We start from the raw sequence: 18012 nt of genomic DNA, 5'->3' as shown, positions 1-18012 counted from the left end.
GCTCGTCCGCATGGAGGCGGCCAGCTCGCCGACGACCGTACCTGCGGGTGCGTCGTGTGGTTCAGGGGTGGTGTGCCGGCAGGTGCAGGTGCCAGCGGCCGGACCGGTGGTGCAGGCGGGTGGCGGACAGGGGTGCGACGTCGAGGCGCCAGATGCCGTCGGGTGGCAGGCCGAGGGCGTGGGTGAGGGCGGCGCGGACGACGGTGGGGTGGGCGACGGCGACGGTGTCGCGGGTGTCGGTGTGGGTGTCGAGCCAGGTGCCGGCGCGGTGGATGACGGCGGTGAGGGGTTCGCCGCCGGGTGGGGTGGTGCCGGGGTCGGTGAGCCAGGCGTGGGCGTGTTCGGGTGTCAGGTCGTCGAGGGTGTGGCCGGTCCAGGTGCCGTAGTCGGGGTCGGCGAGGCCGGGTGCGGGCTGGGGGGTGTGCCCGAGGGCGTGGGCGGTCTGCCGGGCGGCGCGGGTGGGTGCGGCGTACCAGTGCCGGCCGGTGATGGTGCCGCGCAGTGCGCGGGCGGCGTTGGTGCCGCCGTGGTCGAGGTCCTGGTCGCCGCCGAACTGGGCGCGGCGCAGTGCCGGGGTGGGTGCGGCGGCGACCAGGACGATGCCGTTCACGGGTGGGCGGGTGCGGCCTCGCGTTCGGCGGCGCGGCGGTGCAGCAGGCCGGCGTAGGCGAGTCCGAGGGTGGTCCAGAGCACGGCCTGGGTGCCGAGGGACGCGAGCCGGAAGTCCCAGAGCAGGTCAGCGGGGAAGCCGTCGGGTGCCGGTTCGGCGGCCGGCAGCAGGAGGTAGCCGGCCGTGACGACGGCGAGGAAGGCGCCGGTGCCGGCGGCGGCGCGGGCCCATTCGGTGGGTACCGAGCGGGCGGCGACGACGGCGGCCCAGACCGCGACCAGTCCGATGACCAGGATGGTGAGCCAGCTGATGGTGCGCTGGTTGATGGTGGCGGGGTCGCCGACGGCGGGCGGGTTGGGCGGGTATTTGAGGTAGGGGACCAGGACGGCGCCGAGCAGCGCGGCGCCGGCGAGGCTCAGGGCGGCGCGGGTGTCGTGGGTGGTGCGGAGCCGCCGGCGCAGCAGGGTGTAGCCGGTGGCGAGGAGCCCGCCCATGGCGATGCCGTACAGGGTGGTGGCGAGGAGCAGGCCGGCGCGCTGGGTGCTGCGGCTGACCGCGGCGTCGCCGCCGTGGTCGTGGGTGCCGGCGGCCTGTTCCTCGATGGCGATGGCGGCGTCGATGTGGGGTTCGCCGGTGGCGTAGGCGAAGACCCCGGCCAGCAGGCCGGCGATCAGGCCGGCGAGCAGGCCGCGCAGCAGCAGGGCGCGGTAGCGGGGCGCCGCGGGGTGGCCGGTCAGTGGCACGGGACGCCGAGCAGGTGCCGGCCGTCGTGCATGAGTTCGTGCAGGAAGGTGCCGCTCTGCGAGACGGCGCCCTGGTCGAGGACCACGAGGTACGCCATGAGCAGCAGCGCGGCGGTGACGGTGAGGGCGGTCCACAGCAGCCGGGGGGAGACGGCGGGTGTGGTCAGCGGGTGTGCCTTGGGCATGGTGGGTGAGACCTCCTACCGGGATGACGCGTCCCGTTCGACAGGCTGCGACGCGTGAGCGTCCTGACTCACCGACGTCGGCGTCGGTTCACAGTGGCGCGACCGCACCGGATTTGCACCGGTTTCCCTCACGACGCCGCAGGTTTGGTTCCCACAACCTAGCGGTGGGCCGCGCGCGGGGCAATCGCGGCCTGGCGTGTTGAGTAGCATCCCCCGGGTTCGTCGACCCGGGGGGTGTGATGGCGGTGCGTGCGGCCGCGGCGGTGGCGGTGCTGGCGGTGCTGGGTCCGGCGGTGCCGGCGCAGGCGCGGGTGGCGCGGTGTGACCGGCCGCCGGCGCCGGCCGCGGTGCGGACCGCGGTGCCGGCGGAGGTGCGGCGGTTCGACGTGCCGTCGCTGGCCGCGCTGGCGACCGGTGCCGGGGTCCGGGTGGCGGTGGTGGATTCCGGTGTGGACGCGGCGCATCCGCAGCTGCGGGGCCGGGTGGCGGCGGGCCGGGACTTCCTGCGGGGCGGTCCGGGCGGCCGGGAGGACTGTGTGGGGCACGGCACCGGGGTGGCGAGTGTGATCGCCGCGGCGGCGGTGGACGGTACCGGGTTCCAGGGGCTGGCGCCGGGGGCGACGATCGTGCCGGTGCGGATCAGTGAGCAGGAGCAGATCGACGGCGAGGCGGTCGGCGCGCAGGGGTCGGCGGCGGACTTCGCGCGGGCCATCGTGTGGGCGGCGGATCCGGCGGGCGGGGACGCTCAGGTGATCAACCTCTCGTTGGCGATGACGGCGGACGACGCCGGGGTGCGGCGGGCGGTGGCGCGGGCGGTGGCGGCCGGGGTGGTGGTCGTGGCGGCGGTGGGTAACCGGGCGGGCGAGGGCAATCCGACGCCGTACCCGGCGGCGTATCCGGGGGTGATCGGGGTGGGCGCGGTCGCCGCGGACGGCACCCGGTCGGAGTTCTCCCAGCGTGGTCGGTATGTGGATCTGGTCGCGCCGGGTGCCGGGGTGACCGTGGCGGCGCCGGGGTCGGGACACCGGCCGGTGGACGGGACGAGTTACGCGGCGCCGTTCGTGGCGGGGGCGGCGGCGCTGGTGCGGGAACGTTTCCCGCGGGCGACGCCGGAGCAGGTGGCGCGGCGGTTGTTCGCGACGGCGGATCCGGCGCCGGGTGGTGGCCGCAGCGCGGAGTACGGGTTCGGGGTGGTGAATCCGTACCGGGCGCTGACCGAGACGTTGGGTCCGTTGCGGGAGCGGTCGCCGGAGCCGGCGGTGGTGTTCACCGACGATCCGGCGGCGGTGGCGGTGCGGGCGCGGCGGGACGCGGCGCAGCGGCGGGCGTTGCTGCTGGCCGGCGGCGGGGTGGCGGGGATGGTGCTGGCGGTGGTGGTGGCCGGGGTGTGGCGCGGGGGACGGCGGCGGGGCTGGCGGGCGGCGGGTCAGGGCGTGCGGGCCGGTTGAGTGCGCAGCTGCGGCAGCGGCTGGTGTGCGGGCACGTGGAACGTCTCCCGGGCGAGCAGGGGGCGCAGGGCGCGTTCCAGGTCGGGGGTGACGAAGGCCCGTTTGAGGACGTCGCGGGCGAGGTGGTTGCCGATCGCGCCGAGGATCATCGCCTGGTCCAGGGAGAGGTAGCGGGTGGCGACCGCGCCGGTGCCGACGTTGACCGCGTCGTAGAAGCCGCCGGGGCCGTAGGCGGCGAAGCCGGTGCGCAGCCGGGCCAGGTTGGCCAGTGCCGGGCCTTTCGCGTACGGCAGGGCGAGGAACGCCGCGTGCGGGGTGACCACGCCGTCGCCGTAGTCGGGCGCGGGGCCGGGTGGGCGGCAGGAGCCGAATCCGGCGTCGTAGCGGCTCTGCCGGGTGTCCGACGGGTAGCCGTCGGCGTCCATGCCCATCGCGTCGACGCCGTACACGGCGTATCCGCCGGCCGGGTCGGAGGCCGGCGAGAATCCCCAGTAGCCGTATCCGGCGTCGTGCAGTCCGTGTTCGATCTGGGCGGCCACGGTGGCGGGGTGGTTGCGGCCCCAGGAGCGTGGTCCCCACTGCGCTTCGGGCACGAACAGGTCCGGCATCAGGGCTTCGAACATGTCGCCGCCCCAGCTCGGCACGAACGTGATGCCGCGGTAGCGGTAGGAGCCCTCGTACACGTCGCGGCCGAGGTGGGTGGTGTGGTGGCCGCGTGGCCGCATCTCCTGCCAGGCGTAGTCGCAGGTGTCCGGCAGGGTCCGCATGGTGTCGAAGTACGCGGTCGGCGGGATCTGCCCGGCGGCGATGCCGAGGTAGGTGGCGATCCGCGGTTCGGTGACGGTGATGTCGTAGTGGTTGCAGGTGAACCAGACCCCGCGGTGCGGCACCGTGCAGCCGCCCGGTGGTGCGGTGTCCCAGAAGCCGCCGCGGATCAGGCCGCGGGTGCCGATCGGGCTGGTGGCGGCGGGGTTGAAGAAGAATCCGAAGTTCATCGGGGTCAGCAGGGCGTCGGCCGCGGCGCGCAGGTCCGGCATGGCGCCGCGGACCACCCGCAGCCCGGCGGCGAGCCAGCCGTTGTCGACGCTGGACAGGAACGGGGTGACGGCGGCGCCGTCCTCGGGCCACACGGTGACGACGGTGCCGTCGCGCGGGTCGTACCAGTTGTAGTACATGCCGGAGGGTGCGTGCCGGTCGAGGGTGGCCAGGGTGCGCAGCGTCCGCGCCACCCGGGTGCGGGCCTCGGTGCGGGAGATGACGCCGAGGTCGCGGGCGGCGACGGCGGACCACAGGTAGCCGCCGATGTTGGTGGGTGAGGTGTAGGCGGACGGTTCGGTGAGGTCGCCGCGGACGGAGTCGGCGATCAGTCCGGTGCGGGGGTCGGTCATCGCCGCCATCGACCGCCAGGTGTCGCGGGCGTAGCCGGCCAGCGCCGGGGCGGCGGGTGCGGCGGGTGCGGCGGCCGGGCCGCCGGCGATCAGGAGCAGGGACATCAGGGGTACGAGCAGACGTCTCATCGTCGAGGTCCTAACGTCGTCCGGTGATGGCTGTGGTGTCAGCTTGCGCCTGATCCGGTGGCGACACCGCGCGTCACACCCCCGTACGTCCGATATGTCCATTTACAGTGGGCGCATGGCAACCGTGGTCGTGGCCGAGGACAACGTCGAACACCAGCACGTCATCGGCGCGGCGGTGCGCCGCGCCGGCCACCACGTGATCGTGGTGGCCGACGGCCGGGCCGGGCTGGACGCGGTCCGCCGGCACCGGCCCGACCTGGTCATCGCGGACGTGGACATGCCGCACATGGACGGCCTGGAGATGTGCGAACGGCTGCGCGCCGACCCGGATCTGGCCGGCATCCCGATCGTCCTGGTCACCGGCTACCTGTCACCGGCCGACCCGATGTTCAGCTCGGCCGGCGTGGCGGTCGTGGTGTCCAAGCCGTTCACCCTGGCCGAGCTCGCCGCGGCGGTGCGGGCCGGCCTGGACGCGGGCGACCCGGCCGGACCGGCGCCGTCCGGGCCCGGGGCGGACCTGCGCGCCTGCCCGGAGTTCCTGGATGCGCTGGTGCAGAGCCTGGACACCGGGGTGGCGGCCTGCGACGCGAACGGCCGGCTGGTGGTGTTCAACCGCACCCTGCAGACGTTCATCGGCGACCACCTCGGCGCCGTGCTGCCGATCACCTGGCCGGACGGCTTCACCCTGTGCGACCACGACGGCACCCCGCTGCCGGCCGACCAGTTGCCGCTGACGCGGGCCCTGGCCGGTGCCGACGTCCGCGGCGCGCAGGTGCGCGTGGACGACCCGCAGCACCGCCACCGCTGGTTCGAGATCAACGCCCGGGCGGTGCGGGACCCGCGGACCCGCACGGTGGCCGGCGCGGTCGCCGCCGTGCACGATGTCACCGCGCAGCACTGCGCCCGGCGGTACCAGGACTGCCTGAGCGAGGTGCTGCGGATCCTGGCCGCGACCCCGGACACCACCAGCGTCGGCGGGCAGGTCATGCGGGCCGTCGCCACCTCGCTGCGCTGGCCGTACGTGCGGCTGTGGCTGGTCGACCCGGTCACCGACCGGCTGCGCCCGGCCGGCACGTACACCGCGCCCGGGGAGACGCCGTTGCCGATCCCGGACAGCTTCGCTCGCGGCGTCGGCCTGGCCGGGCTGGCCTGGGAACGCGGCGAACTGGTCTGGGTGCCGGACATCCAGGACGACGACGCCCCGATCCTGCCCCAGGTGGCCGCCGCCACCACCCACCGGGCGGCCGGCGCGGTGCCGCTGCGCAGCGGGGACACCATCACCGGGGTGATGACGTTCTTCGCCGCCGAACGCCAGGAGGCCGACCCCGGACTGGCCGTGCTGCTCAGCGGGATCGCCGGCAACCTGGGCGCCTACCTGGAGAACCGGCGCGCCGAGGAACTGGCGCTGCACCTGGCGGCCAGCACCGACGAGTACATCGCCCTGGCCGGGCACGACCTGCGGACCCCGCTCACGTCGATCAGCACCTACGCCGACCTGATCGCCGAGTCGCCCGACGACACCCCGCTCGGCGAGGTACGCGACCTGCTCGACGTGGTGATCCGCAACAACACCCGGCTGCGTGGCCTGGTCGACGACCTGCTCGACCTCGCCGCCCTGGAGTCCGGGCACGCCACGATGGCCACCGATCCGGTGGACCTGGCCGGCGTGGTCCGCGCGGCGGTGGACGCGCTCCCGCCGTCGCCGGTCACCGTCGAGGTCCGGCTGCCGGACCGGCCCACCGTGATCGGCGACGCGGACCGGCTCCGCCAGGTCGCCGACCACGTGCTGCGCAACGCCGTCGGTTACAGCCCCGGCGGGGGCACGGTCACCGTCGAGCTGGAGACCGCGAACGGCTGCGCCGTGCTGACCGTCGCGGACACCGGCATGGGCGTCCCCGCCGAGGAACGCGAGCTGGTGTTCCGGCGCCTCTACCGCTCGGCCGGCGCCCGGCACGGCGGCACCACCGGCTCCGGGCTCGGCCTGGCGCTGTGCCGGGTGGTGGTGGACCGCCACCACGGCACGATCACCCTGCAGCCGCGCCGGCCGCAGGGCACCACCGTCACGGTCCGCCTCCCCTGTACCTGAGCGCCCTGTACCTGAGCGCCGCGCAGGTCCGGCCGGCGACCCCGGCTCAGCTGGTGGTGTCGTGCAGGTTGGTCTCGAACAGCGCGGCGATGGTCTCGACGCCGCCGCCGAGCCCGGCGGCGGCCACCGCCGCGACGACGGTGGCGGCGCGCAGAGCGTGGAACATGCCGCGTCCGTGGCTGGCGGCGAGCAGGTTGCGGGCCACGGCTCGCGGGAGGACCCGGCGGACGTAGTCGCGTTCGGCGCCGAGCTTCTGGGTGCGGGGAAGGAGTCCGGCCATCTGGACCTTGCCGCGGCCCTCGGCGTAGCAGCGGCGCATCAGGAACCGGAAGGTGCTGCGGCCGTGGGGCACGTCGTGGTCGATGATCGCCGCGGGTACGTACATCCAGTGACCGCCGCTCGCCGCGCTCATTCGCAGGCACAGCTCGGTGTCCTCGGGCCGGTTCTGTTCGCCGAGCTTGCCGAAGCCGATCCGGAATCCGCCCACGGCCACGAAGACGTCGCGGCGCACGATCATGCTGGCCGACCACACGTTGCGGATCACCGCGGTGGACGTGGGCATACCGGTGTAGGAGACCCCGACGGTCCAGAGCAGCTCGTCGGGCAGCCACCGCGGTCGGTCGCCTTCCCAGGCCGGGGCGATGCCGCCGCCGGCGCCGACCACGGCCGGGTCGGTCAACGGCGCGATCAGATGGCCCAGCCAGCCCGGATCGGCCACCGTGTCGTCGTCCAGGAACGCGATCAACGGGGTACGGGTCTGGAACGCCCCGGTGTTGCGGGTACCCGACGCGCCGCGGGCGTAGACGTTCTCCAGCACCGTGACACCGGTCAGCTCCCGCAGCGCCCGCCGGTACAGCGCCGGATTGTGGTCGACCACCACGATGATCTCGGTCGCGGCCCGCTGTTGCGCCCGGGCGGACGCGACGGTCCGGGACAGCGACTCCCACCGCAGCTCACTGTGGGTGGGAATGACGATGCTGACGGCGGTGTCCGGGGTGATGTTCACACAGAAGCTCCTGACCAACGGTGCTGCACGGCGCCCTCATCGGAGTAACGACTACACACCGTAACGGCGAGGTGGTCGGGCGGGGATGCCCCGAACGGCCCGTCCACCGACGATCTTCGGCTCGTTCCCGCACGGAGCGTGTGGCCACCCGGGCACACCGTGCACCGGTAGGGGCAGCCCTACCCCGGATACGCCTGGTGACCGGGTTCTGGTCGTACCGCCGCGCCGGAAGGCTCTAGGCAGTCGATCGAGGGAGCCACTGATGGCGGACAAACAGGTATCCGGACGGCGCGGACGGGCGCCGCTGTTCGCGGCCGGGCTGGCGCTGGCGCTAGCCGTGACACTGCCGGCGGCGTGGGCGGCGACCACCCCGCAGGACCGGCCGGCCGTGCCCGCGGCGGCGCTGCGCTGGCAGCCGTGCCCGGCCGGCGACACGCCGCTGGAATGCACCACGGTCACCGTGCCGGTGGACTGGGCGAAGCCCGGCGGCCGCACCCTGACGCTGAAGGTGGCGATGCTGCGCGCCACCGGCGAACGGCGCGGCGTGGTGTTCACCAACCCCGGCGGGCCCGGCGTGTCCGGCGTGCGGAACCTGCCCGGCCTGGCCCGCAGGTTCGGCGCCGCGGTCCGCGCCGGGTACGACATCGTCTCCTGGGACCCGCGCGGGATCGGCGCGTCCGCGCCGGTGAGCTGCCCGGACGGCGCCGACGCCGCATTCGCCGCGCTGGACGTCCCCGACTCGGTCGCCGAACGGGTGCGCTACGAACGCGCCGCGGCGACCTGGGCCCGGGACTGCCGACGGCAGTCCGGGCCGGTGTTCGACCACGTCGACACGCTCAGCACCGCCCGCGACCTGGACCGGCTGCGCGAGCTGTGGCACGAGCCGAAGCTGCACTACGCCGGCTTCTCCTACGGCACCCGCATCGGCCTGTTCTACGCCGACCTGTTCCCGCACCGGGTCGGCCGGATGGTGCTGGACTCCGCGGTCGACCCGGCCAGCGACGAGGCCGACTTCTTCCGCGGCCAGACCCGCGCCGCCGAGCAGGCGTTCACCGACTACCACGCCGACTGCGGCAACCGCAGCGGCTGCCCGCTGGGCGACCTGACCGTGGCGCAGGCCCGGGCCTGGCTGGCGCCGCTGCTGCGCGCCGACGTACAGCTCAACGGCCTGCTGCCGAACATCCTGCGGCAGCCCGGAACCTGGGGCTCGCTCGACGAACTGCTCGGTGAACTCCGCGCCGGGGTGTACCAGCCCAACGGCGAGTCCGGCAGCGACGTGGCCAACCACGCGGTGAACTGCCTGGACCTGCCCGACCACCGCAGCGCGGCACGGATCGCCGCGGACACCAGGGCGGCCGCCGCCCGGTACCCGCTGTTCGGCCGCCTGATGACCGGCAGCGTGGTCTGCACCGAATGGCCGGTACCGCCGACCTACCGGCCGCACCGGATCACCGCCCGCGGCGCCGCGCCGATCCTGGTCGTCGGCACCACCCGCGACACCGCCACCCCGTACGACTGGGCGGTGTCCGCGGCGCGGAACCTGTCGTCGGGCCGGTTGCTGACCGTCCGCGGCACCGGTCACGTCGCCTACGGCACCAACCCCTGCGCCGGCGAGGCGATCGACCGGTACCTGCTCACCGGCACGCCGCCACCGGCCGGGAAGGTCTGCGCCGCACCCGCGTAGCGCCCGCGCGTCCCGGGCCCGACCGACCGGGCCCGGGACGCAGCCGTGGAGGACGGAATTAGCGTATTGCTGTTAACGGTAATCTGATAATCCGCTCAGACGCCGAAAAACGGGGTACACCATAATGACGGTTATGGTGTAACCGGGGGTCAGTCGCGGAGCTGGGCGTTGAGCCGGGCGGCCTGCCGGGTGAGGTGGTCGCGCTCGGCCAGATTGGACGCGGCCCGGGCGGCGTCGGCGTACCGCCGGGCCGCGGTCACCGGATCACCGTCGCGTTCGTGCAGGTACGCCTCGGCGGCGGCGTAGCGGGGCAGGGCCGGGTCGAGCGCGGCCAGGGCGGCCAGACCGGCGCGCGGGCCGTCCGCCTCGCCGACCGCGACGGCCCGGTTGAGGCGGGCCACCGGGCTGCCGGTGAGGCGTAGAAGTTCGTCGTACCACTCGACGATCTGCACCCAGTCCGTCTCGGCGGCCGTGCGGGCGTCCGCGTGCAGCGCGGCGACGGCCGCCTGCGCCTGGAACTCGCCCAGCCGGTCGCGGGCCAGCGCGGCCTGCAGCACGTCGACGCCCTCGGCGATCAGGCGGGTGTCCCACCGGCCGCGGTCCTGCTCGGCGAGCGGCACCAGGCTGCCGTCGGGGCGGGTCCGTGCCGGGCGGCGGGCGTGGTGCAGCAGCATCAGCGCCAGCAGGCCCGCCGCCTCCTCGTGCCGGCTCAGGGCGGCCACCTGGCGGGCGAGGCGGATCGCCTCGGCGGCCAGGTCGACCTCGCCGGAATAGCCCTCGTTGAAGACCAGGTAGAGCACCCGCAGCACGGTGGCGAGGTCACCGGGCCGGTTGAGCCGGACCCCGGCGACGGTCCGCTTGGCCCGGCTGATCCGCTGCGCCATCGTCGCCTCCGGCACCAGGTAGGCCTGCGCGATCTGGCGGGTGGTCAGGCCGCCGACCGCGCGCAGCGTGAGCGCGACCGCCGAGGCGGGACTCAGCGACGGATGCGCGCACAGGAAGTACAGCTGCAGCGTGTCGTCCACCGCCACGGCCGGGCCGGGCACGGTCTCGGCGTGCGCCGACTCCTCCCGGCGGCGCCGCGACGCCTCGGCGCGGGCGGCGTCGAGGAACTTGCGCCACGCCACGGTGATCAGCCAGCCCTGCGGATCGTGCGGGCGGTCCCGCGGCCACGTCCGCACCGCCTCGATGAGCGCGTCCTGCACGGCGTCCTCGGCCGCCGCGAAGTCGGCTCCGCGGCGGACGAGGACGGCGATCACCGTGGGGGTGAGGCTGCGCAGCAGGGCCTCGTCCACCATGGTCATTCCGTGATGGTCGGCAGTTCGGTCAGGAACGGCCGCAGCTCGAGCCACTCGTGGATCGGCTGCCCGCCGGCGCCCGGTGCCGCGGACAGTTCACCGGCCAGTTCCACCGCCCGTTCGTGGCTGTCCACGTCGATCACCATCCAGCCGGCGATCAGGTCCTTGGTCTCGGCGAACGGGCCGTCGGTGACCGGCGGGCCGCCCGCGCTGTCGGAACGCACGAACGTGCCCTCCGGTGACAGCGCCTGGCTGTCGACGAACTCGCCGGTGGCTTCGAGCCGCGCCGCGAAGTCCGACATGTACCGCAGGTGCGCCGACAGCTCCTGCGGCGTCCACCGGTCCATCGGTACGTCGTTGACCGCCGCCGGCGCGCCGCGGTAGTGCTTGAGCAGCAGGTACTTGGCCATCATGGTCTCCTCGGTGTGGTGCGGCCATTCTGGCCGCGTTCACCCTGGGACGCAGCCGCCGGGCGGATCTCGACATCGGCCCGGCGGAATTTCCCGCTTGATTTCCGCCCGGGCGCTCGGCGGGCCTCAGCCGATCGGGCGGGCCTCGTCGCCGCGCCTGCCCCGGGCGCCGAGGGAGGCGGGCACGGCCCGCAGCGCCTTGATCAGGTAGAGCCAGGTGGCGGGCCTGCGGAAGTTCAGCGCGCCGAAGAGCTGCCGCAGCATGGTCAGCTGGTCGAAGTAGATCCGTTCGCAGGTCAGGGTGGGGCCGTCGAAGACGAAGAAGGCGGTCATCCGCACCTTGAACGGGTTGCCGGTCGGCGGGATGGTCCCGTAGGGGCCGGTGTGCGTACCGATCAGGTAGAACTCGCAGATCACGGCGTCGTCGCTGTGCCGCAGCTGGATCATTTCGTGGTGCTGGTCGGGGAACGCGACCCGGGTGTGGTGGTAGTAGGCGCGGACCGCGGGGCCGCCGTCGTGCACGACACCCATCGGGATCAGTTCGTAGCGGGGGTGCGGGAACGTCGACAGGGTGGCGTCCCAGTCCTGCCGGACCTCGTCCGCGAAGTGGTCGAGCACGGTCCTCTCGCGGATCGCGCGCAGCTCGGCGGTGGGTTCACTGGTCACGGGGGTGCTCCTGATCTGGGAGGCGCCGCTCAGGCGTGGTGGGTGATGCCGCCGTGGCGGAACGCCGGTTTCGTACCGGGGTTGGTCCAGGCGCCGACGAGTTCGCTGGAGGGCAGGAACTGCAGGAAGCGGGGGTCGCGCTGGCTGCGGTCGACGAGCAGCTTCTCCAGGACGATCGAGTTGTACTGGTCCGCGGCGGTTTCCAGGGTGTTCGCGTTCATCACGACCTCCTGCTGCCACCGGCGCGACCAGCTCGCCAGGCCGGGCAGCGTGGAGTGCTCCGGCGTCAGGGCCTCGGCCGCGATCACGTTCTCGCTGCTGGCCCAGATTCCGGTCGAGGTGTTCAGCAGCAGGCTCTGGTTGCCGAACACGTGACCGGGCGTCTTCACCACGGCGACACCGGGGCCGAGGATCGCGCTGCCCGCGATCGGGTGGAACGCCTCCGGCGGCACGTCGCGATAGGTGGCGGGCTGGTACCAGGGTTTCTGCAGCGGGTGCAGGTCGGCCATGCCGGCCAGTTCGTCGCGCTGCACGATGACCTTGGCGTGCGGGAACGCCGCGGTCACCCGGCCGAGGTCGGCCTGGTCGGCGGTGGTGCCGACCCAGCGGCGCAGATCCTGGGTGTGCAGGTGGTCGAACATCAGATAGTCGACCTCCGCCGGGTCGATCCCGAGCCGGGCGAGGTGCCCGAGCACCGTGCCGTGCTCGGTCCGGAACAGCGGTCGCAGTGGCCGCGGCACCCGCCGGCTGAGGTCGTCGAAGTACGGCGTGTAGGCGCCCCGCTCGTGGTCGCTGGGCTCGAACAGCAGGGTGCGGCGCCGGCCGGCGCTGTCGTGCCATCGGATCACCAGCATCCGGTTGCGGATCGACAGGAACGGCGCGATCGCCATCGACGCCCGGAACAGCCCGAACCGGGTCGGGTACGGCAGGGTGATCAGGTCGCAGGTGACCACGCTGTCCGGGGTGCCGGTCGAGGCGAACTCCCGGCGGAACGCCTGGGCCAGGTCCCGCAGGGCGCGCAGCCGGGCACCCGGGCCGCCGGGCAGGCGGGACACGTCGGCCAGGGTGTCCACCGGTTCCCCGACGGGCGGCAGGTCCGGGACCTCCGCCGTGCGCCACGGGACGCTGAAGGCCATGACTTCTCCCTTCCGGAAACCCACGGTGGGGATTTAACGACGTACCTTAATATCCACGTTGTGGATATGACAAGCCGTGCCGCACGCCCGTCCCGCGGGCGCCCGCCGCGGGGCGCGCCGCAGTTGTCGATCGCCGCGATCGCCCAGGCCGCGCTGGCGGAGATCGACGACCAGGGTCTCGCCGGGCTCGGCGTCCGGTCCGTGGCGCGCCGCCTGGGCGTCGACCCGAAAAGCCTCTACAACCACGTGGACGGCAAGGAGGGCCTGCTCGACGCGGTGACCGACCACCTCCTGACCACCATGCGGCTACCCGAGCCCACCGGCGCCCTGGAAACCGACATCGACCGGTTCGCGCGCGCCTTCCGCGCCCACGCCCTGCGCCACCCGCAGGCGGCCGGCCTGGTGATGACCCGCCAGACCCGCTCCCGGGCCAGCCTCGTCCCCCTCGACGTGGCGCTGTCGATCCTCGTCACCGCCGGATGCGACCACCGGCACGCGGTCCGGCTGCTCCGCATGATCATGGCGATGCTGATCGGCACGATCCTGCGCGAGGCGGACGCCGCGTTCACGTTCGCCGCCACGACACCGGCGGAGATCGCCCACCGCATCGCGGCGCTGGAGAGTTCCGGGCTGCCGACCCTCACCGCCGCGGCCCGGCACATCGCCCGCGTCGACCACGACGCCGAGTTCGACTTCGTCCTGGCTGCCGCCATCAGGATCGTCACCGACGACCTGGCCGGCCGGGCGCCGTCCGGTCCGGCGCACCCGGGGTGATCGCCGGACGAGCGGAAAAGCTTGTGCGAAGCGGGTCCGACACGACAGGGTGACGGCGTGTCCGGACTTGAGGTGGCGCGGCGGTTCTACGCGCAGGCGGTGGCGCCGCTGCTCGACGCGGTGCCGCACGGCGCCGGGCTGCTCGGCCCGGGCTCGGAGGTGCTCGGCTACGACGACGCGGTGTCCGCCGACCACGACTTCGGCCCGCGGGTGCAGGTGTTCCTGTCCGACCCGGGCGACGCGGAGAAGGCCCACGCGGCGCTGGCCGGGCTGCCGGCGGAGTTCGACGGGCTGCCGGTGGTGTTCGGGTACGGCGGCGGCCCGCCGGCGCACCAGGTGCGGGTGACCACGGCGGCGGCGTTCTTCCGGGAGCGGCTGGGCACCGACCCGGCCGGCGGCCTGTCGCTGGCGGACTGGCTGCTGACCCCGACGCAGGTGCTCGCGTCGCTGACCGCGGGCGCGGTGTTCGCCGACCCGGACGGCACCCTGGCCCGCTACCGGGCGGCGCTGCGCTGGTATCCCGACGACGTGTGGCGCTACGCGCTGGCCGCCGGGTGGCTGCGGGTCGCCCAGGAGGAGGCGTTCGTCGGCCGCGCCGGTGCCTCCGGCGACGACCTGGGTTCCCGGCTGCTGGCGGCGCGCCTGTCGCGGGAGCTGATCCGGTTGACGTTCCTGGTGGAACGGTGCTGGGCGCCGTACCCGAAATGGTTGGGCCGGTCCTTCGCCGAACGCCGGCTGGCGCCGCGGCTGCGGCCGTTGCTGGCGGTGGCGACCAGCGCGGTGCGGTGGCAGGAACGCGAGGGTGCGGTGGCGGCGGCCGCCGGCCTGGTCGCGGCCGCGACCAACGAGCTGGGCCTGTGCCCGCCGCTGGATCCGGCGCCGCGCCGGTACTTCGACCGCGACCTGCGGGTGCTCGGCGCGGACCGGTTCACCGTGGCGCTGACCGACGCGATCACCGACCCGCCGGTACGGGCGCTGCTGGACCGGCTCGGCGGCCGCCGCGGCGGGCCGGTGGCGACGCTGCCGGGCACCGTCGACCAGGCGGTGGACTCCACCGACGTGCTGACCCACCCGGCGCGGTGCCGGGCGGCCGCCCCGATGCTCGGCCTCACCGCCCACTGACGACCGCGGCACCCGCGGCCAGGGCGGCACCGGTGCGGGACCCGGCGGTGGCGGCGACCTGCTCGGGGGTGCCCTCGGCGACCAGCCGCCCGCCCGCGGCGCCCCCGGCCGGGCCCAGGTCGATCACCCAGTCGGCGGCGCGGACCACGTCCAGGTCGTGTTCCACCGTCACCACGGTGTTGCCCGCGTCGACCAGCCGGTGCAGCACGGCGAGCAGCCGTCCGGTGTCGTCGGGATGCAGGCCCGTGGTCGGCTCGTCCAGCAGGTACAGGGTGCGGCCGGTGCCGCGGCGGGCCAGTTCCCGGGCGAGTTTGACGCGCTGCGCCTCGCCGCCGGACAGGGTGGTGGCGCGCTGGCCGAGCGGCAGGTAGCCGAGCCCCACGTCGGCCAGGGTGCGCAGCCGGACGGCGGCCGCCGCGACGTCGGCGAACACGGTGACGGCCTCGTCGACGGTCATCGCCAGCACGTCGGCGATGCTGTGCCCGCGGTACGTCACGGCGAGCACGTCGCGGGTGAACCGGCGGCCGTGGCAGGCCGGGCAGCGTACCGGCACGGCCGGCAGGAAGTGCATGCTGACGTCGAGCACGCCGGCGCCCTCGCAGCGTTCGCAGCGCCCACCGGCGACGTTGAACGAGAAGTGCCCGGCGCCCAGCCCCCGCTCGCGGGCCGCCGCGGTGGCGGCGAACGTCTCCCGGATCGGGGTGTACGCCTCGGCGTAGGTGGCCGCGTTGGACCGCGGCATCCGGCTGACCGGCTGCTGGTCGATGGTGATGACCTTGTCGAGCGCGGCCAGTCCGTCGATGCCGTCGTGGTCGCCGGGCAGGTCCGCGGCGCCGGTGAAGTGGCGCCGGGCGGCCCGGTCGAGGATGTCGAGCATCAGCGACGACTTGCCGGACCCGGACGGCCCGGTGACCGCGACGAGCCGGCCCAGCGGCAGCCGTACCGTGAGGTCACGCAGGTTGTGGGCGCGGGCGCCGCGGATGGTGAGCGCGCCGCCCGGGCCGGCGCGGCGGGCCGGCGGCACCGGCACCCGGCGGCGCCCGGCCAGGTAGTCGCCGGTGACCGAGCCGGCGGTGGCGGCGACGTCGTCCGGGCTGCCGGTGGCCACGACCCGCCCGCCGTGGCGGCCGGCGCCGGGCCCGATGTCGACCAGATGGTCGGCGGCGCGCAGCACGTCGAGGTCGTGCTCGACGACCAGCACGGTGTTGCCCAGGTCGCGCAGCCGCCGCAGCACCCCGACCAGGTGCGCGGTGTCCGCCGGGTGCAGGCCGATGGTGGGTTCGTCCAGCACGTACAGCACGCCGGTGAGGCCGGAGCCGAGCAGCGCGGCCAGCCGCAGCCGCTGGGTCTCGCCGGCGGACAGGCTGGTGGCGGCCTGGTCCAGGGTGAGGTAGCCGACGCCGACGTCGACCAGCCGGCGGATCCGTTCGCGCAGGTCGTCCCGGATCGGCGCGGCGAGGCCGGCGTCGTCGCGCAGGCCGGTGATCCAGCCGGCGAGCCGGTCCAGGGGCAGCCGGGCGGCGTCGGTGATGCCCAGCCCGGCGACCGTGACCGCGCGGCTCCGCGGGCGCAGACGGGTCCCGAGGCAGTCCGGGCAGGTGCGGTTGACCAGCAGGCGTTCGGTCTTCTCCCGGTACGCGGTGTCGGTGATCCGGGCCTGGTAGCGGCGCAGCACCGCGGTGGCGACGCCCTCGAACCGGCCCCGGCCGACCGTGGCCGGTGCGGCGGCGCCGGGGAAGTGGCGGCGGAACCGGGGGCTGTCCACGCCGTGCAGCAGCAGGTCACGGGCCGGTTCGTCGAGGTCGGCGACGGGCCGGTCGCCGTCGAACGCGAAGCCGTAGTGGCGGGCGGCGGCGTGCAGCACGCCCAGCTGGTGGGCGGCCAGCGCGGGCGGCCAGCCGAGGACCGCGCCGCCGGCGACGCTGCGGGCCGCGTCGACGAGCCGGTCGGGGTCCGGCCGGATGACCACGCCCAGGCCGGTGCAGGCGGGGCAGGCGCCGGCCGGCTTGTTGAACGAGAAACTGCCCATGACCAGGCCGGGCAGGTGGGTGCCGCAGTGCGGGCACGGCACGGGCGGGGCGTCGGCGTCACCGTCCGGGTCGTCGGCGGCCTCCGCGCCCACGTGCGCCGGCGGGACGTCGCCGCCGCAGGCCGGGCACGGCCGGTGCCCCAGCCGGGCCCAGAGCAGCCGCAGGTAGGTGAACACCTCGGTGACGGTGCCGACGGTGGAACGCGGGCTGCGGTTGGTCAGGTGCTGGTCCACGCTGATCGACGGGGACAGCCCGGTGATGGCGTCCACCGCGGGCCGGCTGACGAACCCGGTGACCATGCCGAGCGACTCCAGATACTGCCGCTGCCCCTCGTGGTGCAGGGTGTCGAAGGCGAGACTGGACTTGCCCGAACCGGACAGGCCGGTCAGGACCACGAGACGGTTCTTCGGTACGTCGAGCGTGACGTTGCGCAGGTTGTGCAGGCGGGCGCCGACGATGCGGATGTGGCCGGGATTCGCGTCCTTCATTCCTTCAAGTCTGTCATTGAACTACCCAATGGAGACTTGTCCGGCCGGGACCTCGGTGGCGTACCGGAAACCCTCAACGGGATACTTCACCGATGGGGTGGCGCGGAGTGGACCTGGCCCGGCTCGCCGGGGTGTCGACGCAGCAGATCCGCAACTACCTCGACGCCGGTGTGCTGCCCGCCGCGCCGCGCAGCCCGGCCGGGTACCGCCAGTTCGGCGAGCGGCACCGCGGCGCCCTGCTGGCGTTCCGGGCGCTCGGCGCCGGGTACGGCTGGGACACCGCCCGCGCGGTGATGCGGGCCGTGCACGCCGGGGACCGGGCCGGCGCGCTGGCCCGCGTCGACGCCGCGCACGCCGCGCTGCACGCCCAGCGGCTGTCCCTGCGGGAGGTCGCCGACGCCCTGGCCGCGGTGGCGCAGGCACCGCCGTCGGCGCTGCCGCGGACCGCGCTGCGGATCGGTGAACTGGCCGCGCACCTGGGCGTGCGTACCTCGGCGATCCGGGTGTGGGAGGCGGCCGGCCTGCTGCGCCCGGACCGCGAGCGCGGCACCGGCTACCGGCGGTACGCCCCGGCCGACGTGCGCGACGCCCGGATGGTGGCGATGCTGCGGCAGGCCCGGTACCCGCTGGCGCAGATCGGGCCGATCCTCGACGGGCTGCGCCGCGAGGGCAGCACCGAGGCCCTGCGCACCGCCACCGCCCGCCGCCAGGGCCAGGTGAGCGCGCAGAGCCTGGCGATGCTGGCGGCCGCCGGACTGCTGCACGAGTACCTGACCGGGTTTGCGCCGCCCCCGCAGCGGTGAAAGTCG

General features: G+C 74.6%; 16 protein-coding genes and 1 riboswitch. Of the genes, 6 read left to right on the top strand and 10 right to left on the bottom strand.

The window, feature by feature from the left end; all coding sequences use genetic code 11:
* Positions 1 to 61: 61 nt before the first annotated feature.
* From LDL48_RS19230 to LDL48_RS19220, 3 genes are read right to left on the bottom strand one after another with little or no spacing between them, the layout of a single operon-like run.
* Positions 62 to 610 carry a histidine phosphatase family protein gene (locus tag LDL48_RS19230; protein WP_225256543.1) on the bottom strand — a complete coding sequence of 183 codons (549 nt, stop codon included), beginning with the start codon at positions 608 to 610 and terminating at the stop codon, positions 62 to 64.
* Positions 607 to 1353 carry a CbtA family protein gene (locus LDL48_RS19225; RefSeq protein WP_225256542.1) on the bottom strand — a complete coding sequence of 249 codons (747 nt, stop codon included), beginning with the start codon at positions 1351 to 1353 and terminating at the stop codon, positions 607 to 609. The genes LDL48_RS19230 and LDL48_RS19225 overlap by 4 nt, the downstream gene beginning before the upstream one ends.
* On the bottom strand, positions 1344 to 1538 hold the full coding sequence (locus LDL48_RS19220) for a CbtB domain-containing protein (protein ID WP_225256541.1): 195 nt from the start codon (positions 1536 to 1538) through the stop codon (positions 1344 to 1346). Before LDL48_RS19220 ends, LDL48_RS19225 begins: the two co-directional genes overlap by 10 nt.
* An 8-nt stretch (positions 1539 to 1546) precedes the next feature.
* Positions 1547 to 1693: riboswitch (adenosylcobalamin (AdoCbl) riboswitch) on the bottom strand.
* An 84-nt stretch (positions 1694 to 1777) separates the two neighbouring features.
* On the opposite strand from LDL48_RS19220, the gene mycP reads away from it, so the two are divergent.
* Positions 1778 to 2986: a type VII secretion-associated serine protease mycosin gene (gene mycP / locus LDL48_RS19215; protein ID WP_225256540.1), complete on the top strand. Its 1209-nt coding sequence runs from the start codon at positions 1778 to 1780 to the stop codon at positions 2984 to 2986.
* Here the strand turns inward: mycP and LDL48_RS19210 are convergent.
* Positions 2965 to 4503, bottom strand: coding sequence for a glucoamylase family protein (locus LDL48_RS19210; protein WP_225256539.1), 1539 nt, complete (start codon positions 4501 to 4503; stop codon positions 2965 to 2967). The genes mycP and LDL48_RS19210 overlap by 22 nt on opposite strands.
* Positions 4504 to 4618: 115 nt before the next feature.
* Here LDL48_RS19210 and LDL48_RS19205 point away from each other — a divergent pair, with 115 nt between their 5' ends.
* The gene (locus LDL48_RS19205) at positions 4619 to 6589 is read left to right on the top strand and encodes a hybrid sensor histidine kinase/response regulator (protein ID WP_225256538.1); all 1971 of its coding nucleotides are present in this window, start codon (positions 4619 to 4621) and stop codon (positions 6587 to 6589) included.
* Positions 6590 to 6635: 46 nt separating this feature from the next.
* Here the strand turns inward: LDL48_RS19205 and LDL48_RS19200 are convergent, their stop codons facing one another.
* Positions 6636 to 7595: a glycosyltransferase family 2 protein gene (locus LDL48_RS19200; RefSeq protein ID WP_225256537.1), complete on the bottom strand. Its 960-nt coding sequence runs from the start codon at positions 7593 to 7595 to the stop codon at positions 6636 to 6638.
* A gap of 262 nt (positions 7596 to 7857) precedes the next feature.
* On the opposite strand from LDL48_RS19200, the gene LDL48_RS19195 reads away from it, so the two are divergent.
* Complete coding sequence (locus tag LDL48_RS19195; protein ID WP_225256536.1) at positions 7858 to 9279, top strand: alpha/beta hydrolase; 1422 nt, start codon at positions 7858 to 7860, stop codon at positions 9277 to 9279.
* 149 nt (positions 9280 to 9428) lie between these two features.
* Here the strand turns inward: LDL48_RS19195 and LDL48_RS19190 are convergent, their stop codons facing one another.
* The 4 genes from LDL48_RS19190 to LDL48_RS19175 all read right to left on the bottom strand — a co-directional run bounded on the left by LDL48_RS19190 (position 9429) and on the right by LDL48_RS19175 (position 12789).
* Entirely contained in the window at positions 9429 to 10574 is a 1146-nt protein-coding gene (locus LDL48_RS19190) for an RNA polymerase sigma factor (protein WP_225256660.1), read from the bottom strand.
* A gap of 5 nt (positions 10575 to 10579) precedes the next feature.
* Complete coding sequence (locus tag LDL48_RS19185; protein WP_225256535.1) at positions 10580 to 10987, bottom strand: YciI family protein; 408 nt, start codon at positions 10985 to 10987, stop codon at positions 10580 to 10582.
* Positions 10988 to 11113: 126 nt separating this feature from the next.
* Positions 11114 to 11653, bottom strand: a complete 540-nt coding sequence (locus tag LDL48_RS19180) for an ester cyclase (RefSeq protein ID WP_225256534.1) — start codon at positions 11651 to 11653, stop codon at positions 11114 to 11116.
* A 29-nt stretch (positions 11654 to 11682) separates the two neighbouring features.
* Positions 11683 to 12789, bottom strand: coding sequence for an MBL fold metallo-hydrolase (locus tag LDL48_RS19175; protein ID WP_225256533.1), 1107 nt, complete (start codon positions 12787 to 12789; stop codon positions 11683 to 11685).
* A gap of 66 nt (positions 12790 to 12855) precedes the next feature.
* On the opposite strand from LDL48_RS19175, the gene LDL48_RS19170 reads away from it, so the two are divergent.
* Together LDL48_RS19170 and LDL48_RS19165 are read left to right on the top strand one after the other, a co-directional pair.
* Positions 12856 to 13563: a TetR/AcrR family transcriptional regulator gene (locus LDL48_RS19170; protein ID WP_225256532.1), complete on the top strand. Its 708-nt coding sequence runs from the start codon at positions 12856 to 12858 to the stop codon at positions 13561 to 13563.
* 57 nt (positions 13564 to 13620) lie between these two features.
* Complete coding sequence (locus LDL48_RS19165) at positions 13621 to 14685, top strand: DUF4037 domain-containing protein (protein WP_225256531.1); 1065 nt, start codon at positions 13621 to 13623, stop codon at positions 14683 to 14685.
* On the opposite strand, the gene uvrA is transcribed toward LDL48_RS19165, so the two are convergent.
* Positions 14672 to 17203, bottom strand: coding sequence for an excinuclease ABC subunit UvrA (gene uvrA, locus LDL48_RS19160; RefSeq protein ID WP_225256530.1), 2532 nt, complete (start codon positions 17201 to 17203; stop codon positions 14672 to 14674). The genes LDL48_RS19165 and uvrA overlap by 14 nt on opposite strands.
* 92 nt (positions 17204 to 17295) lie before the next feature.
* Between uvrA and LDL48_RS19155 the strand changes: the two genes are divergently transcribed.
* The gene (locus LDL48_RS19155) at positions 17296 to 18006 is read left to right on the top strand and encodes a MerR family transcriptional regulator (protein ID WP_225256529.1); all 711 of its coding nucleotides are present in this window, start codon (positions 17296 to 17298) and stop codon (positions 18004 to 18006) included.
* Positions 18007 to 18012: the final 6 nt, after the last annotated feature.

This window comes from Jidongwangia harbinensis (assembly GCF_020216025.1).
Lineage (GTDB): Bacteria > Actinomycetota > Actinomycetes > Mycobacteriales > Micromonosporaceae > Actinoplanes > Actinoplanes harbinensis.
This window is presented reverse-complemented; position numbering and strand designations above follow the sequence as displayed.

Bases quoted from the DNA above. Each gene is read 5' to 3' on its own strand.
- LDL48_RS19220 (WP_225256541.1), bottom strand. From the start codon at position 1,538: ATGCCCAAGGCACACCCGCTGACCACACCCGCCGTCTCCCCCCGGCTG.
- mycP (WP_225256540.1), top strand. From the start codon at position 1,778: ATGGCGGTGCGTGCGGCCGCGGCGGTGGCGGTGCTGGCGGTGCTGGGT.
- LDL48_RS19210 (WP_225256539.1), bottom strand. From the start codon at position 4,503: ATGAGACGTCTGCTCGTACCCCTGATGTCCCTGCTCCTGATCGCCGGC.
- LDL48_RS19205 (WP_225256538.1), top strand. From the start codon at position 4,619: ATGGCAACCGTGGTCGTGGCCGAGGACAACGTCGAACACCAGCACGTC.
- LDL48_RS19195 (WP_225256536.1), top strand. From the start codon at position 7,858: ATGGCGGACAAACAGGTATCCGGACGGCGCGGACGGGCGCCGCTGTTC.
- LDL48_RS19185 (WP_225256535.1), bottom strand. From the start codon at position 10,987: ATGGCCAAGTACCTGCTGCTCAAGCACTACCGCGGCGCGCCGGCGGCG.
- LDL48_RS19175 (WP_225256533.1), bottom strand. From the start codon at position 12,789: ATGGCCTTCAGCGTCCCGTGGCGCACGGCGGAGGTCCCGGACCTGCCG.
- LDL48_RS19170 (WP_225256532.1), top strand. From the start codon at position 12,856: ATGACAAGCCGTGCCGCACGCCCGTCCCGCGGGCGCCCGCCGCGGGGC.
- uvrA (WP_225256530.1), bottom strand. From the start codon at position 17,203: ATGAAGGACGCGAATCCCGGCCACATCCGCATCGTCGGCGCCCGCCTG.
- LDL48_RS19155 (WP_225256529.1), top strand. From the start codon at position 17,296: ATGGGGTGGCGCGGAGTGGACCTGGCCCGGCTCGCCGGGGTGTCGACG.